Raw genomic sequence first — 15,857 nt, 5'->3', positions numbered from 1 at the left:
TGTGCGGCTGTAATACATCTTTCCGGAAAAAACGGGTCTGACAGACTTGGAATTCATATTTTTTTGCGATTATTGCAATAAAAAGCATATTTTTAGAAAATAATCTAAATCGCCCAGCGAAAATGAGTCACTCTTTAAATATTGACAAATTAGACCTACAGATCATTTCAGAAATGTCAACAGATGCCGGTATTTCCTATGCCGAATTGGGAAAAAAGCTTTTTGTATCGGGGGGCACGATCCACGTCCGTATCAAGAAGCTGCACGAAATGGGCGTGATTAAGGGAACCCGGTTGCAGGTAAATCTGCGTGCGATTGGATATGACGTACTGGCTTTTATTGGTATCTACCTGGAGAAAAGTTCCTTGTATGAGAATGTAGCCAAACAGTTGCTGAAGATACCGCAGATTGTGCGGCTGAACTATACTACCGGCTCCTATAGTATGTTTGCAGAAATTATTTGCCGCGACAGTGCAGAGCTGCGCAAGATATTACAGGACGATTTGCAGCATATCAAAGGGATTGAGCGTACGGAAACGATTATTTCCCTGGAAGAAAGTTTCTCGCGGCCGGTTAATGTAAGCGAAATTCAATAATGAATATATCGGAATGAAGGCGTTACAGCCTTCATTCTTTTTTTCGACCTCCTTCTTCTCCCTTGATAACCCTTTGTTCCGGCAGGAAATTTTGTTATGCGGATATTTTTCCTATTTTTGTACTGAATAGTACAATTTAATTATGGCAGGACGCAATCGCATATTTGATGAAGAAGAAGTTATTCGTAAGGCTACTGCCGTATTCTGGGAACGGGGCTATGAGGCCACGTCAACAGAAGACTTGCTGACCGCCATGGGCATAGGCAAAGGCAGTTTTTACAATGCATTCCCCGGCGGCAAACAGGAGTTGTTTGAAAAAGCACTGGAGCAGTTCAACACCCGCGCCTTTACCAAACTGAAAGCTGCCGTTGCCGCTGACGATGATCCCCTGTCCGCCGTACTGGCCTTTTTCCGGGATATAGCACAGGAAAGCCGCGCGGTACATATGAAGGGCTGTTTTATGGGCAATACCATCGCCGAGTTGTCGCATACCGAGCCTGCGTTGGAAAAGAAAGCTGTACAACGCTTACAGCAGATGGAACAGTTGTTCACCAAAGTCATCAAAGAGGCCCAGCAAAGCGGCCGACTGAAAACCACCACCCCTGCCCCACTACTGGCGCGGCACCTGGTGAACCTGTGGAATGGACTCAATATTACGCGACGGATGTATCCTCAGGCCAGCGGCTTGTCGGAGCTGATAGCGCTCAACCTCGCTCCTATTTTTTAGTACTTTTTTTTCTTCAATTTTGTACCGAATAGTACAATTTAAATTTTCATATATGGCCACTACTTTTTATCGCAGTATCACCGTCAACAACCTGGAGATTTTTTACCGGGAAGCGGGCAAGCCGCAAGCGCCTGTAATATTGTTATTACATGGGTTCCCTTCTTCGTCTCATATGTACCGCAACCTGATACCGGCGCTGGCGGAAGACTACCGGGTAATTGCACCGGACTATCCCGGCTTTGGTTACAGCAGCAAACCGTCTCCTGATGCATTTGAGTACTCATTTGACAATGTAGCCGCTGTGATGGAGCAGTTCATTCAACAAATGGGGCTCACCCGTTTTCACCTCTACATGCAGGACTATGGCGGCCCTATTGGCTTCCGGATCATTACCCGTCACCCGGAATGGGTAGGCTCACTGCTGATTCAAAACGCCAACGCCTATACGGAGGGATTGGGACCAGTTGTTCAGGAAATAGGCCGGCTGCAACAATCCGGAGACACTGCCGCCCTGGCGGCGGCTGTTGACAATATGCTGAGCCTGGAGGGGATGTGGGCGCTTAACCTGGTTGGTGCAAAGGACCCTTCCCGGTTTTCGCCGGACGGCTGGACCTTCGACGCCGCCGTTATTGACAAACCGGTACAACGGGCGTTGTTCGCCAACTATGGCGCCAACTTCCCTGCTTATCCGCTATGGCAGGACTGGATGCGGCAGCACCAGCCACCGACCCTCATTACCTGGGGCAAGAACGACAACATTTTCCCGGGAGAAGGCGCCACGGCTTATCTGCGCGACCTGCCGAATGCGGAACTGCACCTGTTTGACGGCGGCCATTTTTTACTGGAGGAATACAATGATGAGGTGGCGGGATTGATTAAAGCGTTTTTGAAGAAAGGAGCATGACCCCTGTGTTGTCTGCATAAAAAAGCCCGGAGCATAGGTCTCCTGGCTTTTTTATGCAGCATATGATGATGTTATTCCTGTTCCTGCGCCAGTTTACGGGCATCGCGGGTACCGGCATACAGTTCGTATTCCAGCAGGCGGCAGTCGAGGGTACTGTTATAAAATTCTATGCGGCGTTTGGCTTTGAGGCCTATTTTCTTGGCCAGGTCCAGGTTTCCGGTAAAGATATAACCGGTATAACCGCCACAACGTTGTTTCATGAAATCACCGATACGGCTATACGTTTCTTCCAGGGCGGAGATCTCTCCCAGGCGCAGCCCGTATTCGGGGTTCATATATACCACTCCGGCAGCATCGGCAGGTACCGGTGTCGCAGCAAAATCGCAGACAGAAAAAGAGATCAGATCAGCAACTCCGGCCGCTTTGGCGTTTTTGCGGGCGTTGTCCACTGCCAGCGGACTTAAATCGGTTGCGATAATGCGTAATCCTGGTACGTCCACCATCTGGCTTTCCAGGCGTCCTCTTTCTTCCAGGTAAATGTTTTCATCGTAGCCTTGCAGGTGCATAAATGCGTAGTTATCGCGGAACAGGCCGGGTCGGCTGTTGGTCGCTATCAGCGCTGCTTCTATGGCCACCGTTCCGGAGCCGCACATGGGATTGACGAAAGGTGAGCGACGGTCCCAGCGTGTAGCCAGGATAGTAGCAGCAGCCAATCCTTCCAGCATAGGCGCCTTACCGGGTATCTTACGGTATCCGTGGCGGCCGAGTGAATCGCCGGAGGTATCGATGAATATTTCAGCGTTTTCGTTTTTCCAGAACAGATGGACTACGGCGCCGGTTAATGCCGCACCGGTAGATGGCCGTTTACCGGTTTTCTCCCGCATACGGTCTATCACCGCATCTTTAACACGCAGGTTGGCAAACATGCTGTTATTGATCGTTTCGTTCTGTACGTTGCTGGTAATGGAGAAATAGCCGTCTTCCGGCAGGATCGTTTCCCAGGGGTGGGATTTCAATTCGCGATAGATATCATCTGCATCGCGGGCTTCAAATTGCCGGAGGCTATATAATACCTGGCTGGCGCAACGCAGCTGGAGGTTTAAGCGGATACATTCATTGATGGAAGCAAACAGGCGGACACCTGTTACAAAAGTTTCTTCAACTGTAAAACCCAGTTCTTTAATTTCCTGTTCGAGGTAAGGTGTCAGCCTTTTGTGGCAGGTAACCGTTACCGGCGCTTTCTTCGTGTATAAAGACGTCATGCCGCAAATTTAGGCATTTAGAAATTTAGCTATTTAGTTATTTGGATATTTATAATGTTCCCAATAAACAAATAGGTAAATTTCTAAATAGCTAAATTTCTAAATTTCGTTATTAGCAGTCAGAATGATGGGTTGACCATCGGTAATGACGATCGTGTGCTCATGTTGGGCAACAAAACCGCCTTTATTACCGATCAGCGTCCAGCCGTCATTGGCCTGGTTGGCGTAATTGGAATGAGTGGAGATAAAGGTTTCCACGGCTACCACGCTGTTTTTACGGAAACGTTCCTTATTACGGCGTTCGTAGCAGTTGAGGATATCTTCCGGCGCTTCATGCAGGCTTCTGCCTACCCCATGACCGGCGAGGTTGCGGATCACCGTAAATCCGGCTTTACCCGCTTCTTTTTCTATCAGTTTTCCGATATCAGCGATTTTTACGCCACCACGGATCTGGCTGAGCGCTTTGAGCAGAATATTGCGTGACGCATCCACCAGGGGTTGATGCTGGTGCAGGTCTGCGCCCAATACAAAAGAGCCGCCATTATCGGCCCAAAAGCCATCCAGTTCCGCAGACACATCAATATTCACCAGATCGCCTTCCCGCAGGATTTTAGATGCCTTGGGAATACCGTGCGCAATTTCATTGTTAACGCTGATGCAGGTCCAGCCAGGGAAGCCATAAGTCAGCTTCGGCGCAGATTTAGCACCATATTTTTGCAACATTTCTCCGCCAAATTCATCTACTTCCTGCGCTGACATGCCCGGTTTGGCATAGTTGCGCATTTCCTTCAATGTAGTGGCCACCACCTCACTGATTCTTTTCATGCCTTGTAATTCCGCTTCTGATGTAATTGACATATCCTTCTGGTTTTGTTCTTGATTAAAGGTAGGCAAACGGCGGCAAATCGTCAAAAACGGGGCGGATGGGAAGCCACGGCTAATGCCGTGGGCAAAGATCCGCATTTTAAAATTCGATGTACTTCACGGGTACATGGTCTGTGAGCCAAACATTATTGGCAGAGCAGAAAAATGGCATACCATCGCGGAACATGCGGCCACTATGGACAGTGAGTATCACTGGCAGGCCGCGACGGGAGCCTACGGCCACGGCTGTATCCCTTTTTTCAGAAAGGTGTACGTGATGCCGGCTCATTTTAAGCAGTCCCTCCTTACGGATGGCTGGCATGAATTTACCAACGGTGCCGTGGTACAGGTATTCCGGTGGCGCAACGGCTTCCAGATCCAGCGCAATCTTAACGGAGTGCCCCTGGTTGGCCCGGATACGGGTATTGTCTTCACTCAGTGCAAAACGTTGTTTATCGTTTTCTGCCACTACGATGAGCAGTTCATCTACTGTAAACCGTTGTCCTTTTCCGGCAGCCTTGCTCATCAGTTCCTGTATACTGGCCCATCCCTGGCTATCCAGTTGCAGGCCGATGGTTTCCGGGCTATGCCGGAGTATAAGACTCAGAAATTTGCTGATATTTTTAATTCTTTTCTCGTTCATGATGTTGATAGTTTGTCCCTGACGGCCATGAGCGCATAACCCAACAGGTTCTGGCCTTTCCAGCGCAGGGGATTCTCCGCATGTTCGTTATCGGCTTTCATGCCGATGCCCCATATGGAGTCGACAGGACTGGCTTCTACCAGTACGCGGTCTTTAGTGTTTAATAAAAATGTTTTTAGTTCCGGATGCTGCGAAAACTTCAGGACATTGCCTTCCGTTACGATATCCGATTTATGTTCATCCCAGATGACCGGATTGAAACGCTGTACCTGCCGGCCCAGTTTTTTAGCTTCTGCGGGCGTTTTCGCTTTGAGGATACGCTGTAAGGTGGCATCGTCTTTGAACAGCCTGGCTTTACCGGCCATCATCCAATGTTCCGCGGTAGGATATACAATACCGTTTTCCTGGAAGGGAGCTACCCACCACTGGCTTAAACAGCCCTGGGTGACCGTTCCATCAGGCCCCACCTGGTGTCCCCAGAAAAACAGGTACTTGATTTTATCTTTACGCTGGTATCTGTCGATTAACCACTGGTTATTATAAGTCATGTGTCAGTTTGTTTTTAAATGTACGAATAGTCTCCTGACCGGTTGTGTTGTCATATACTGCAAACACTATTTTTGTAAACCGGTGGCGGAATTTATCGCTGTTCAACAACGAAGCAAATCCACCAGCCACAGCTGCTTTATCATTCCGGAAAACGCCGCAGCCCCAGGCGCCGAGTATGATGGTTGTTTGTCCCTGTGCTACTGCTACCGATAACAATTTCTCCATCCTGGATGCCATCACCGTGTCAATACGATGTACGTTTGCCGGTTCATTATCTTTTACAGCGCCTGCATTCACCGCTGGAGCTGTGATAACGGATACAGTATAATAATCATCCAACAACTTGCCGGCATCGTTACGGAATACCGGCACCAGCGGAGAGTAGATCATATGATCCGTATAGAGGCAGCTACCATCGTTGCGGTTGATCTGGTACATTTCCACTTTGCGTTGCAGGCAGGTATATAAGCCACTGGCCCTGGCCAGGGCTTCTTCCTGTGCATGGGCGCCACTCAGAAAGCCACCACCGGGATTTTTAGCCGAAGCAAAATTGAGGCAGCAAACATCTTTTTGTTTTTCTGCCACTATCAGCCGATAAGCAGCGGCGAAGGTGCTTTCCCCTGTCACTTCAATTACACCCGGTTCCTGAGCCGGTGACTGATCCCGTTGACGATATACCATTTCGAAGTCTTCAGGGCGGTATAACACGGTGTTATCTGCGGCGTATTGCAGGGCGGGCCGGATAGATATGGTTTCCTTTCGGGAATTAACATAACTGCCATTGGTCAGGATATCCATTGTTTCCCAGGCAACACGGGTTCTTGCTTGTTTATTCATGTAGTCTTTTTTATACACCAGGTAATTGAAAGCATATATGGGGTTCGCTTCCGATGCTGATATTTTTCGTTTACGTCATTCTGACGCAAAGTAAAATAAAATAAATTGAATGCGCAAGATTTTTTTCACAGCACACGATCATCTCTCACTAAAAAAATATTTGGAAATATATTGTACACAATTTAATTTTACACTATTAAAATTTACAGACATGGAGATTATTTATACGGCGCAAGCCACCGCAACCGGCGGAAGAAACGGACATGTAAGCAGTTCAGACGGCGTGCTGGACCTGGAAGTGAAAATACCTACCGCAATGGGCGGCCAGGGCGGGGCTTATACCAACCCTGAGCAACTTTTCGCGGCAGGTTATGCCGCCTGTTTTGACAGCGCCCTGAACCTGGTTATCCGGACGCAGCGGGTACAAACCGGTACGACTGCCGTTACGGCGGAAGTTAGTCTCGGTAAGAACAATACAGGCGCTTATGGGTTATCTGTAAAGCTACAGGTACATATTCCGGGAACTGATGCCGAGGTGGCGCAGGAACTGGTTGCAAAAGCGCACCAGGTATGTCCTTATTCCCTGGCTACCCGTGGTAATATAACTGTTGATCTTGAAGTGATTTAAAACTGTTTTATGAAAGTATTAATTGTATTGACCTCCCATAATGAATTGGGTAATACCGGGCAAAAGACCGGTTTCTGGATAGAAGAATTTGCGGCGCCCTATTACGCATTGGCAGATGCCGGCGCCGAGGTTTCCCTTGCATCGCCCAAAGGCGGGCAGCCGCCGATTGACCCGAAGAGCGCCCTCCCCGACTTCCAAACGGCGGCGACGCAACGTTTTGATAAAGATGCGGCGCTACAGAACAAACTGGCTCATACAGCCAAGCTCAATGAAATAGCAGCTGACGATTATGACGCCGTGTTTTATCCCGGTGGTCATGGCCCTCTGTGGGATCTTGCCAATGATCCCAATTCCATTGCGCTGATAGAAACCTTTTACAAACAAAACAAACCGGTTGCCCTGGTATGCCATGCGCCGGGTGTACTAAAAAAAGTAAAAGCACCCAATGGTGAAGCGTTGGTCAAAGGCAAGGAGGTAACAGGTTTCAGCAATACCGAAGAGGAAGCCGTTCAACTGACGAAGGTGGTGCCTTTTCTCGTAGAAGATGAACTTAAACAGCTGGGCGGTATTTACAGTAAAGGAAAGGACTGGGCTTCCTATGCGCTCCGCGACGGATTGCTGATCACCGGCCAGAACCCGGCATCATCAGAAGAAGTAGCCCGTATTTTACTGGAAACATTAGCGTAGTTTTGCGTCGTTAAACCGTTAGTATTGAAGCAGCTAAAATTCTCCCAACATCTTTGTTTTCCGATATATGCCCTGTCGAGGCTTATCACCTCGCACTATCAGCCGTTACTGGGCGAGCTGGATCTTACCTATCCGCAATACCTCGTGATGCTGTTGTTGTGGGAACATACGTCCATGAACGTTAAGACGTTGGGGGAAACGCTGATGCTGGATTCCGGCACGCTGACGCCGTTGCTGAAACGGCTGGAGGCCAAGAAGCTGATCAAACGGGTACGCAGTAAAGAAGACGAGCGCGTGGTGAATATACAACTGACTGCACAAGGCACCGCATTACAACAGCAGGCAGGCGAGATTCCGCTGCGGCTTGCCGATAGCCTGGGCATTACCGCCGCCGAAGCTCAGGAACTCAGGGATGCCATCACGCCCTTATTATACCGCCTTAAACCGGCGCTCAGAGGATAGCCGCCGGCGTTAATTTTTTTCTTTTTAAAAACAGTGGAAATCTCACCAAAAAAATTACTATTTTGGTGAATAATGCAATCGTTTGCATAAATTCACTGTTATGAAGAACGACCCTACCAGCAATGCATCCGGGCTGACACGCCGTGCCTGGCTGCAAAAAGTTTCCATGCCTGCCCTCGCGGTTGCCGGGGCCAGTACACTCCCAACTGTTGCACAGGCGGCATCCGCTCACAGCAAGGGCGATCAGCCCGGCCTTTTTAACATCCGGCATTATGGTGCCCGGGGTGACGGCAGCACCAACGATACCCAGGCTGTACAACGCACAATAGACGCCTGCCACCAGCAGCGCGGCGGCATCGTACTGGTGCCTGCGGGCGATTACCTGTGCGGTACCCTGGAGCTGAAAAGCAATGTCACCCTGCACCTGGCAGTAAGTGGCCGCCTATTGGGTAGTCCTCGCCGGGAAGATTACCAGGCGCCGGCGGCTATTCCACCGGGCAACGGGAACGTGGTGTTTATTTACGCCGCCAACGCAGACAACATCAGCATTGAGGGCCCTGGCACCATCGATGGCGACGGTATTCATTTCAACAACGGCAAAGGGGATAACACTGGTCCGGGTGGTTCCATTAAAACCGGCAATTTTGACCGGCCTCATCTGGTGATCTTCTATCGTTGCCGGCATATCAGGATAGAGGATAGTTTTTTCACCCGCAGCGCCTATCACTGTTTTCGCATCCTTGAATGCCAGCAGATCAACATTCACGGGATTCGTATATACAATCGCGTGAACCGCAACAACGACGGTTTTCATTTTAACAGCAGCCAGTATATTCATATCAGTGATTGTGATGTGGCCTGTCAGGACGATGGATGCGCGCTGTTTGGCAGCAACCAGTTTGTGACAGTCAACAACTGCACTTTTAGTACCCGCTGGTCCATCTTTCGTTTTGGCGCCGGCGAGGCGAAAAATATTACCGTCTCCAACTGTATCATTTACGACACGTATGGTTGTCCGATAAAAATTGGCGCCGGCAAATCCAGGATCGAGAACCTGCTCTTCAGCAATATTGTGATGGAGCATGTTACCGGCCCTATTGGCATAGGTTTTAATGCCGGTGATAATAATGATACATTTGTCCGCAATATTTCCTTTCATCATATACGGGCATCGCTGGTGCCTAAGCCGGTTAACCATCCGGATATTCCTTTTGACGTAAAACCTTTCGACGGAGAACAAAACAGTTGTATCACCCTGAATGGCGTGGGCAACAGTTACCTGGAAGATATCAGCTTTAACGATGTGCAGGTAATTGCCGCCGGTGGCGGAACAGCCGCCCAGGCAGCCAAGGAAGTACCGGCAGTTTCTGCCGAATATTTCGGGGTATGGGGCACTGCGCCTGTTGGTGCGGTCGCCTATGGGCTGTACGCCCGGAATGTGAAAGGACTTACCTTGCAACACGTACGACTCACCTACCGGGAAACAGATGTTCGGCCAGCTGTAGTACTGGACCATGTCAGCGATGCCGCTATCCTGTCATTGAGTATACAAGGGCATCCGGAAGCAACCGCACTACGGTTCATCAACTGCCGGGATATCCTATGTACGGCCACCCGCCTGCTCTCTCCTGCTGCTGTGTTTTTGCAGGCAGAAGGGGATCAGTGCAGTAACATTATCATTGAAGGCGGTGATCACCATAAAGCAAAACAAACCACACTTGGTAAGCTGGAAGCAATTATTATAAAATAACACAGGCAGGCCGCTGCATTTTCATAATATTTTTACGTATTTTGTTGTTATTAAGCGTACATCCTATTTGTCCACCTAACGCTTCCAACCCACAGATGCAACAGAAACAAGTTCCGTTGTCTGCTGCCGACGCTCAACTGCTGAAAGAACTGGAGATGACTCCAGGCATACATGAAAAGACTGTCTGTAGCGGCCACCTGGTGAGAATGGAACTCGCCGAAAACCATGTCCTCCGTTATTATTTTGAAGATGGCCAATTCGTAGAGGCCTTCCCGTTGTTTGCTGAACAGGGTACTGCTACCCTACTGCAGCTAACCCATGTAACAGGGTTGGTACATCAGCCGGTACGACTGGAAATTGTTCACTGTAACGACTATACGATATTACTACCGCCGGTATTATATGAAGCCCATCCCGCCTCTTCGCAGGAGCAGCCAATCCTTACGGCGGCCCGTTCTTCCCTGTTAAAAGATACGGTACTGGTAGCATTGGTTTTTGCGGTGATTTTATTTGTACTGTTATATGTAATGGGTATGGCAGACCATATCAGCATGCCTGCTGTATTGCTGGGATGGATGCCGCCCGCCGCCATTGTTGGAGCCGGTTTGTGTTTTATGTTAAGAAGGTATCAGCGTTACCTGAAAAGCATCATTCATAGAAAAGTAGTACAGGGTATCGTGACCGAGAAACTACAGGGCAGGATCGGTAAACTATCCTATACCTGGTACAGGATCGGGCCGCAACTGTTTCCCAGTACGCAGGCCATGCTGGCAGAACCGGGGCAACCGCTGCAGCTGACTATTATGACAGCCAAAGATGGTTCCAGCGCCTTCCAATTCAATGTATTGTAAGATTCTGCCGCTTTTTAAGCAGTGACTGCTTATTTTCGCCGTATGATTAACGCGATCGATCAATCCGGCATTTTAGCTATTTCCACGCGCCTGCAACGGCTGGGCGAACTGCTGCGCAAGGACGGCCTGCAAATCTATAAAGCCCATGGCATCGACTTTGAGCCCAAATGGTTTCCGGTAGTGTACAGTCTGCATGCCAATGAAGCGCTGAGCGTAGTAGAGATAGCCCAGGAAATAGGTTATACCCACCCTTCCACCATCAGCCTGCTGAAAGAACTGGAAGCCAAAAAGCTGGTGCGCTCCCGGAAAGACAAGACAGATACCCGGAAACGGATGATCAGTCTCACCGAAAAAGGCCAGCAGCTGGTGACAGAGATGCAACCCGTCTGGGAGCTGATCACCGCCGCGCTCACCGATCTGACCAATAGTACCAATAATATCATGAAGGCCGTTAATGAAGTGGAGGCCCGTTTCCGCGAGAAGAGCTTTTTTGAAAGAGCAGAAGAAATTCACCGGCAGAAAGGGGGGAAATAAAAAATTTTACAATTTATGTAGTCAACTACATATCTTTGCAAAAACAATCATCCCATGGCAATTTCCTATAGACCGATTGGCAATGAATATTCAACAGCAGTAATCGACCTGATTCTACCGATACAGCAGCAGGAATTTAACGTGCCGACAGACATCTCCCAGCAGCAGGACCTCCTGAACATCGACCAGTTCTATCATGGAACGGGCGGTGGTTTTTGGGGCGCTTTTGATGGCGATCAGCTGGTAGGCACGATTGCACTGATTGCCTATGCCCCTGATGGCGGAGCGCTTCGCAAAATGTTTGTACGCAAAACATACCGGGGCAAAGAGCTGGGCATTGCCACAGCCCTGCTGGACACGTTGCTGGCCTATGCTGATAAACAGGGTATCCGGCATATTTATCTGGGTACTGTGAATTTCCTTCACGCAGCCCGCCGGTTTTATGAAAAAAAGGGATTTGACGAGGTAACAGCAGATCAGTTGCCGGCGGCTTTTCCCCGGATGGCGGTAGATGATGTGTTTTATCACTACCAGTCATAAACTTTTTGGCAGCCGGTAATTGGGCCATTACCGCCACCGGCTGCTGCTTTCCGCCTGCAAATAGCGGAAAAAAATCCCCAATCGTATAAGGTTCCCCGTTACCCCTTCTACCTGCTCCACTGCCCGTTTCAGGCCGCATCCTACGCTACCGGCCTGAAAATATGTACATTAAGTTCTGATTCGAATAACAAAAAAGACCGTTTTTTGTAATATTATTGAGCTCTGATTTAGTTTCATGCAGTTAAAAATCGGCAAATGGATTCCAGCAACGGACAACCAGACAAACCAGTCATATCACCCGGAGTTGATCGTTTTTTCGTCAACGTACATACCACCTTTCTTTTCGTAGCCCGGTTCTTCCGGGAACTTTTCAGGTTTCCTTTTGAGACACGGGAATTTATACGGCAATGTTATATGGTTGGTTATAAATCGCTGGCGCTCATTAGTTTAACCGGCTTCATCACCGGATTGGTATTTACCAAACAGTCAAGGCCTTCCTTGTCTGAATTTGGCGCCACCTCCTGGCTTCCTTCCCTGATAGCTATTGCCGTGATCAGAGCGCTGGCGCCGCTGGTAACAGCGCTGATATGCGCCGGTAAGGTAGGTTCCAGCATTGGCGCGGAATTGGGATCTATGCGGGTAACAGAACAGATAGACGCGATGGAAGTATCGGCCATCAACCCGTTTAAATACCTGGTGGTAACACGGGTATTGGCCACAACGGTCTGCCTCCCTATTCTCATGGCATACACCGCCCTGGTAGGCCTTATGGGTTCTTATCTGGACGTGCATCTCAACGAACAGACCAGTATCACCTTCTTTTTTCTGAAGGCCTTCAGCGATATTACTTTCCTGGACCTGTTCGCCTCCACCTTTAAGGCCATGGCCTATGGTTTCACCATCGGTATTGTAAGCTGTTACCAGGGATACAATGCCACACAAGGCACACAGGGCGTGGGTAAAGCGGCCAACATCTCCGTGGTAATTTCCATGTTCCTGATATTTATAGAAGAAGTAATCATTGTTCAGGTAGTAAACTCAATCAGGTAGGATGAAACAACGTAACCCGGAAATAGACATGAATGATGTCGTGATTTCGATCCAGGACCTTTACAAGTCCTTTGGTTCCAATCACGTACTGCGCGGTATTAACCTGGACCTCCACAGGGGTGAAAACGTAGTGGTACTGGGCCGCTCCGGTACCGGTAAGTCCGTACTGATCAAGATCATTGTCGGACTGTTATATCCCGATGCCGGCTCCGTCAATGTACTGGGCAAAGACATCAATTCACTCACCGAAGCAGATCTCCGCGAACTACGGATGCAGGTTGGTTTCTCCTTCCAGAGTGCCGCCCTGTATGATAGTATGACGGTGGGCGAAAACCTGGCGTTTCCCCTGCGCCGCAACAACAAACAAATCAGCAACGACCAGGTGCGTCGTATGGTAGATATCGTACTGGACGCCGTAGGATTGTCACAGGCCATTAACCAGTTGCCCGCCGAACTTTCCGGTGGCCAGCGTAAACGTATCGGCATTGCCCGTACCCTGATCCTGAAACCTCAGATCATGCTGTACGACGAACCTACCGCCGGTCTGGACCCTATCACCTGCATCGAAATCAATAATCTCATCAACGAAGTGCAACGCCGTTTTAACACCAGTTCCATCATCATTACGCACGACCTTACCTGCGCCAAGGAAACCGGCGACAGCATTGCGGTAATGCAGGAAGGACGGTTTGTGGCACAAGGCTCCTTCGACGAAGTATTCCGGAAAGACAACGATCTGATCAAAAGTTTTTATCAATACAATTTCATACAGTAAGCTATGATTAAAGAAAGCAACAAACGCACAGTAATAGTTGGCATCTTCATTTTTGTTGGACTGATCATTTTTACTGTAGGCATCCTATTCCTGGGCGGACAACGCAAAGCGTTTGTGTCCTCTATCCGGGTGAAAGCCATGTTCCATGATATCAACGGACTGGCGCCGGGTAACAATGTCTGGTATTCCGGTGTGAAAGTAGGTACCGTTAAAAAAATCACTTTCGTGCAGCATGACGTGATCGAAGTCGTGATGAATATAGAAAAAAGTTCCCGCCAGTTTATCCATAAAGATGTAAAAGCCAAAGTAGGTTCCGACGGACTGGTAGGCAACAAAATTGTGGTATTGTTTGGCGGCACCGAAACTACGCCAGCCGTGGATAATGGCGATGTAATTGTAGCCGAAGCCGCTTTAAGTCCGGATAACATCATGGCTACTTTGCAGGTGAATAATGAAAACCTGGTAGAGATTACCGGTAACCTGAAACAGATTACCAAACACATTGCGGAGGGCCAGGGTACTATTGGTAAACTGTTGAAGGATGATTCTGTATACACCAACGTACAGGCGACCCTGAACAACCTGAAAATCACTGCCGCCAACACCCAGCGGTTGACCGACCGGCTGGCGGATTATGCCGGCAAGTTGCAGAGCAAAGGTTCCCTTACCAACAACCTGATTACCGACACCATCGTGTTTAATCGTTTACGCTCCACCGTTACCCAGATGGAAGCCGCTGCCCAACAAGCCAACGGCATGGTTTCTGACCTGAAAAAGGCCAGCGCTTCCGTGAGCGAAAACCTCACCAGCGACCAATCCCCTGCCGGCGTGTTGTTACATGACCAGGAATCAGCGGCCGCACTGAAAAAAATTATCACCAACCTGGAATCCAGCTCTTCCAAACTGGACCAAAACATGGAAGCATTAAAACATAACTTCCTGTTGAGAGGATATTTCCGGAAACAGGCCAAGCGCGAGAAAAAAGAGCAGGCCGAAAAAGAGAAAGCATTAAACCAGGTGCAGGGCCAATAGCCCCTGCACCTTTTTTTTATTTTTCTGTTACCGTGATGAGCAGCGGAGAATTAAACATACTTACCGGGGAGATAATTTGTTCCGTTAGCGGTACCTTGTTGCCATAGATTTGTTTCATCTGTTGTTTTACCGCCGCGTTGTTCAGATCAAAATCCTTTAACTGCTGCAGTTCGCCCAGTTCCAATCCTGTCACTTCTTTATAGATCTTCCATACCAGTTCAGAGCAATACATTCTTTCGTCGGACCAGCCAAAATAAAAGTCATAATCCTTACCGTTATATTTTTTGCCCGCTTCCACCATTTTTTCCACCGTAGCAGGTGTAATAACGCTGTTCGCGTTTTTTAGTCTTTTAATCACGTAATGTCCTTTACGGCCCCGTGCTATCCAGTCCTTCAACAGCGTGTACCGGACAGGTTGTACCGCTTCATACACGTATAGCTGACCATCTTTTGGCAGGATAATACCACAGTGACTGTATTTTGAATGCGTGGCCTCTTTAATCGCCGTGCTCAGATCAGACATGGACTCCTGGAAGATAACATCGCCTGCGTGTGCCGTGGCCGGCAGCTGCTGCTGTATTTTTTTTACCGGCATGCCGGTCAGGCATAATCCGCCACCAATAAGCGCTGCCAATGGTAAAGCGCCGAATAAAACTATTTTTTTCAATCTCATTGTCATGTTGGGTTATAGTAATAATACTATTTTTACGTGTATTTTTATCACATGAAAGCTAAAAGACGCTGGCTGTATTTTGTACTGATATTGTTGAACATACCCCTAGGATTAGCCACCAGATGGGCTCCACAGTACTTCCCTTCCCTGATCCGTATTTATGGCGGAGATGTATTTTCAGCCACCTGTATTTTTTTCGGGTTCCGTTTTTTATATCCTTTAAAGTCACTTCCCAAAGTTTCCCTGATCAGTTTTCTGGTATGTATTGCCATTGAAGTACAGCAGTTGTACCAGGCGGAATGGGCGGTGAAGCTGCGTAACACGCCGTTGGGGATTTTATTGGGGCATGGCTTTTTATGGAGCGATTGTGTATGTTATGCCGTGGGTACGGTAATAGCAGCGGCGTTAGCCTTTTTGCTCGAACGACTGTTACATTGGGATATTTAGTTATTTTGAAATTTGGTTATTGAGGCGTTCCTTCAATAACCAAATT

At 48.7% G+C, this 15,857-nt stretch carries 20 protein-coding genes; 14 read left to right on the top strand and 6 right to left on the bottom strand.

Features of this window, described 5'->3' with window-relative positions:
* Positions 1–122 precede the first annotated feature (122 nt).
* From ICL07_RS22965 to ICL07_RS22955, 3 genes are all read left to right on the top strand, one after another.
* Positions 123–596 (top strand): Lrp/AsnC ligand binding domain-containing protein, encoded by a 474-nt coding sequence (locus ICL07_RS22965; RefSeq protein ID WP_188090383.1) that lies wholly within the window; start codon positions 123–125, stop codon positions 594–596.
* A gap of 142 nt (positions 597–738) precedes the next feature.
* Complete coding sequence (locus ICL07_RS22960; RefSeq protein ID WP_188090382.1) at positions 739–1,323, top strand: TetR/AcrR family transcriptional regulator; 585 nt, start codon at positions 739–741, stop codon at positions 1,321–1,323.
* Between the two features lie 52 nt (positions 1,324–1,375).
* Complete coding sequence (locus ICL07_RS22955; protein WP_188090381.1) at positions 1,376–2,227, top strand: alpha/beta fold hydrolase; 852 nt, start codon at positions 1,376–1,378, stop codon at positions 2,225–2,227.
* Positions 2,228–2,298: 71 nt separating this feature from the next.
* On the opposite strand, the gene ICL07_RS22950 is transcribed toward ICL07_RS22955, so the two are convergent.
* The 5 genes from ICL07_RS22950 to ICL07_RS22930 form a co-directional block, all read right to left on the bottom strand.
* A complete protein-coding gene (locus tag ICL07_RS22950) occupies positions 2,299–3,489 on the bottom strand; it encodes a THUMP domain-containing class I SAM-dependent RNA methyltransferase (RefSeq protein WP_188090380.1) in 1,191 nt (396 codons plus the stop codon).
* Positions 3,490–3,588: 99 nt separating this feature from the next.
* Complete coding sequence (gene map / locus ICL07_RS22945) at positions 3,589–4,347, bottom strand: type I methionyl aminopeptidase (protein WP_188090379.1); 759 nt, start codon at positions 4,345–4,347, stop codon at positions 3,589–3,591.
* Positions 4,348–4,453: 106 nt separating this feature from the next.
* Entirely contained in the window at positions 4,454–4,996 is a 543-nt protein-coding gene (locus ICL07_RS22940; RefSeq protein WP_188090378.1) for an RNA 2'-phosphotransferase, read from the bottom strand.
* A complete protein-coding gene (gene ybiA, locus ICL07_RS22935; protein WP_188090377.1) occupies positions 4,993–5,544 on the bottom strand; it encodes a riboflavin biosynthesis intermediates N-glycosidase in 552 nt (183 codons plus the stop codon). The genes ICL07_RS22940 and ybiA overlap by 4 nt, the downstream gene beginning before the upstream one ends.
* Complete coding sequence (locus ICL07_RS22930; protein WP_188090376.1) at positions 5,534–6,382, bottom strand: TIGR02452 family protein; 849 nt, start codon at positions 6,380–6,382, stop codon at positions 5,534–5,536. The genes ybiA and ICL07_RS22930 overlap by 11 nt, the downstream gene beginning before the upstream one ends.
* A 211-nt stretch (positions 6,383–6,593) precedes the next feature.
* Between ICL07_RS22930 and ICL07_RS22925 the strand changes: the two genes are divergently transcribed.
* The 10 genes from ICL07_RS22925 (at position 6,594) to ICL07_RS22880 (ending at position 14,691) form a co-directional block, all read left to right on the top strand.
* Positions 6,594–7,010, top strand: coding sequence for an organic hydroperoxide resistance protein (locus tag ICL07_RS22925; protein WP_188090375.1), 417 nt, complete (start codon positions 6,594–6,596; stop codon positions 7,008–7,010).
* A 9-nt stretch (positions 7,011–7,019) separates the two neighbouring features.
* Positions 7,020–7,697, top strand: a complete 678-nt coding sequence (locus ICL07_RS22920; RefSeq protein ID WP_188090374.1) for a type 1 glutamine amidotransferase domain-containing protein — start codon at positions 7,020–7,022, stop codon at positions 7,695–7,697.
* Positions 7,698–7,721: 24 nt separating this feature from the next.
* Positions 7,722–8,159, top strand: coding sequence for a MarR family winged helix-turn-helix transcriptional regulator (locus ICL07_RS22915; RefSeq protein ID WP_188090373.1), 438 nt, complete (start codon positions 7,722–7,724; stop codon positions 8,157–8,159).
* 100 nt (positions 8,160–8,259) lie between these two features.
* Positions 8,260–9,909 (top strand): glycoside hydrolase family 28 protein, encoded by a 1,650-nt coding sequence (locus ICL07_RS22910; protein ID WP_188090372.1) that lies wholly within the window; start codon positions 8,260–8,262, stop codon positions 9,907–9,909.
* A gap of 95 nt (positions 9,910–10,004) precedes the next feature.
* Entirely contained in the window at positions 10,005–10,760 is a 756-nt protein-coding gene (locus ICL07_RS22905) for an ABC transporter ATP-binding protein (protein WP_188090371.1), read from the top strand.
* Positions 10,761–10,802: 42 nt separating this feature from the next.
* Complete coding sequence (locus ICL07_RS22900) at positions 10,803–11,294, top strand: MarR family winged helix-turn-helix transcriptional regulator (RefSeq protein WP_223152063.1); 492 nt, start codon at positions 10,803–10,805, stop codon at positions 11,292–11,294.
* Between the two features lie 54 nt (positions 11,295–11,348).
* Positions 11,349–11,834: a GNAT family N-acetyltransferase gene (locus ICL07_RS22895; protein WP_188090370.1), complete on the top strand. Its 486-nt coding sequence runs from the start codon at positions 11,349–11,351 to the stop codon at positions 11,832–11,834.
* A 255-nt stretch (positions 11,835–12,089) separates the two neighbouring features.
* A complete protein-coding gene (locus ICL07_RS22890) occupies positions 12,090–12,884 on the top strand; it encodes an MlaE family ABC transporter permease (RefSeq protein ID WP_188090369.1) in 795 nt (264 codons plus the stop codon).
* Position 12,885: 1 nt separating this feature from the next.
* The gene (locus ICL07_RS22885) at positions 12,886–13,659 is read left to right on the top strand and encodes an ABC transporter ATP-binding protein (protein ID WP_246485143.1); all 774 of its coding nucleotides are present in this window, start codon (positions 12,886–12,888) and stop codon (positions 13,657–13,659) included.
* Between the two features lie 3 nt (positions 13,660–13,662).
* Positions 13,663–14,691 (top strand): MlaD family protein, encoded by a 1,029-nt coding sequence (locus ICL07_RS22880; RefSeq protein ID WP_188090368.1) that lies wholly within the window; start codon positions 13,663–13,665, stop codon positions 14,689–14,691.
* 16 nt (positions 14,692–14,707) lie between these two features.
* Here ICL07_RS22880 and ICL07_RS22875 read toward each other — a convergent pair whose 3' ends face one another.
* Positions 14,708–15,364, bottom strand: a complete 657-nt coding sequence (locus ICL07_RS22875; RefSeq protein WP_188090367.1) for a YiiX family permuted papain-like enzyme — start codon at positions 15,362–15,364, stop codon at positions 14,708–14,710.
* Between the two features lie 51 nt (positions 15,365–15,415).
* Here ICL07_RS22875 and ICL07_RS22870 point away from each other — a divergent pair, with 51 nt between their 5' ends.
* Complete coding sequence (locus tag ICL07_RS22870; protein ID WP_188090366.1) at positions 15,416–15,811, top strand: ribosomal maturation YjgA family protein; 396 nt, start codon at positions 15,416–15,418, stop codon at positions 15,809–15,811.
* Positions 15,812–15,857: the final 46 nt, after the last annotated feature.

Origin of the sequence: Chitinophaga qingshengii (assembly GCF_014529935.1) — a bacterium.
Classification (GTDB): Bacteria; Bacteroidota; Bacteroidia; order Chitinophagales; family Chitinophagaceae; genus Chitinophaga; species Chitinophaga qingshengii.
Note: the sequence above shows the minus strand (reverse complement) of the source record. Positions and strands in the feature narration are given on the sequence as shown.

Coding starts and splice junctions, on each gene's coding strand:
- ICL07_RS22895 (WP_188090370.1), top strand. CDS start 11,349: ATGGCAATTTCCTATAGACCGATTGGCAATGAATATTCAACAGCAGTA.
- ICL07_RS22925 (WP_188090375.1), top strand. CDS start 6,594: ATGGAGATTATTTATACGGCGCAAGCCACCGCAACCGGCGGAAGAAAC.
- ICL07_RS22875 (WP_188090367.1), bottom strand. CDS start 15,364: ATGAGATTGAAAAAAATAGTTTTATTCGGCGCTTTACCATTGGCAGCG.
- ICL07_RS22870 (WP_188090366.1), top strand. CDS start 15,416: ATGAAAGCTAAAAGACGCTGGCTGTATTTTGTACTGATATTGTTGAAC.
- ICL07_RS22930 (WP_188090376.1), bottom strand. CDS start 6,382: ATGAATAAACAAGCAAGAACCCGTGTTGCCTGGGAAACAATGGATATC.
- ICL07_RS22905 (WP_188090371.1), top strand. CDS start 10,005: ATGCAACAGAAACAAGTTCCGTTGTCTGCTGCCGACGCTCAACTGCTG.
- ICL07_RS22880 (WP_188090368.1), top strand. CDS start 13,663: ATGATTAAAGAAAGCAACAAACGCACAGTAATAGTTGGCATCTTCATT.
- ICL07_RS22965 (WP_188090383.1), top strand. CDS start 123: ATGAGTCACTCTTTAAATATTGACAAATTAGACCTACAGATCATTTCA.
- ICL07_RS22920 (WP_188090374.1), top strand. CDS start 7,020: ATGAAAGTATTAATTGTATTGACCTCCCATAATGAATTGGGTAATACC.
- ICL07_RS22955 (WP_188090381.1), top strand. CDS start 1,376: ATGGCCACTACTTTTTATCGCAGTATCACCGTCAACAACCTGGAGATT.
- ICL07_RS22950 (WP_188090380.1), bottom strand. CDS start 3,489: ATGACGTCTTTATACACGAAGAAAGCGCCGGTAACGGTTACCTGCCAC.
- ICL07_RS22885 (WP_246485143.1), top strand. CDS start 12,886: ATGAAACAACGTAACCCGGAAATAGACATGAATGATGTCGTGATTTCG.
- ybiA (WP_188090377.1), bottom strand. CDS start 5,544: ATGACTTATAATAACCAGTGGTTAATCGACAGATACCAGCGTAAAGAT.
- ICL07_RS22900 (WP_223152063.1), top strand. CDS start 10,803: ATGATTAACGCGATCGATCAATCCGGCATTTTAGCTATTTCCACGCGC.
- ICL07_RS22960 (WP_188090382.1), top strand. CDS start 739: ATGGCAGGACGCAATCGCATATTTGATGAAGAAGAAGTTATTCGTAAG.
- map (WP_188090379.1), bottom strand. CDS start 4,347: ATGTCAATTACATCAGAAGCGGAATTACAAGGCATGAAAAGAATCAGT.
- ICL07_RS22890 (WP_188090369.1), top strand. CDS start 12,090: ATGGATTCCAGCAACGGACAACCAGACAAACCAGTCATATCACCCGGA.
- ICL07_RS22940 (WP_188090378.1), bottom strand. CDS start 4,996: ATGAACGAGAAAAGAATTAAAAATATCAGCAAATTTCTGAGTCTTATA.
- ICL07_RS22910 (WP_188090372.1), top strand. CDS start 8,260: ATGAAGAACGACCCTACCAGCAATGCATCCGGGCTGACACGCCGTGCC.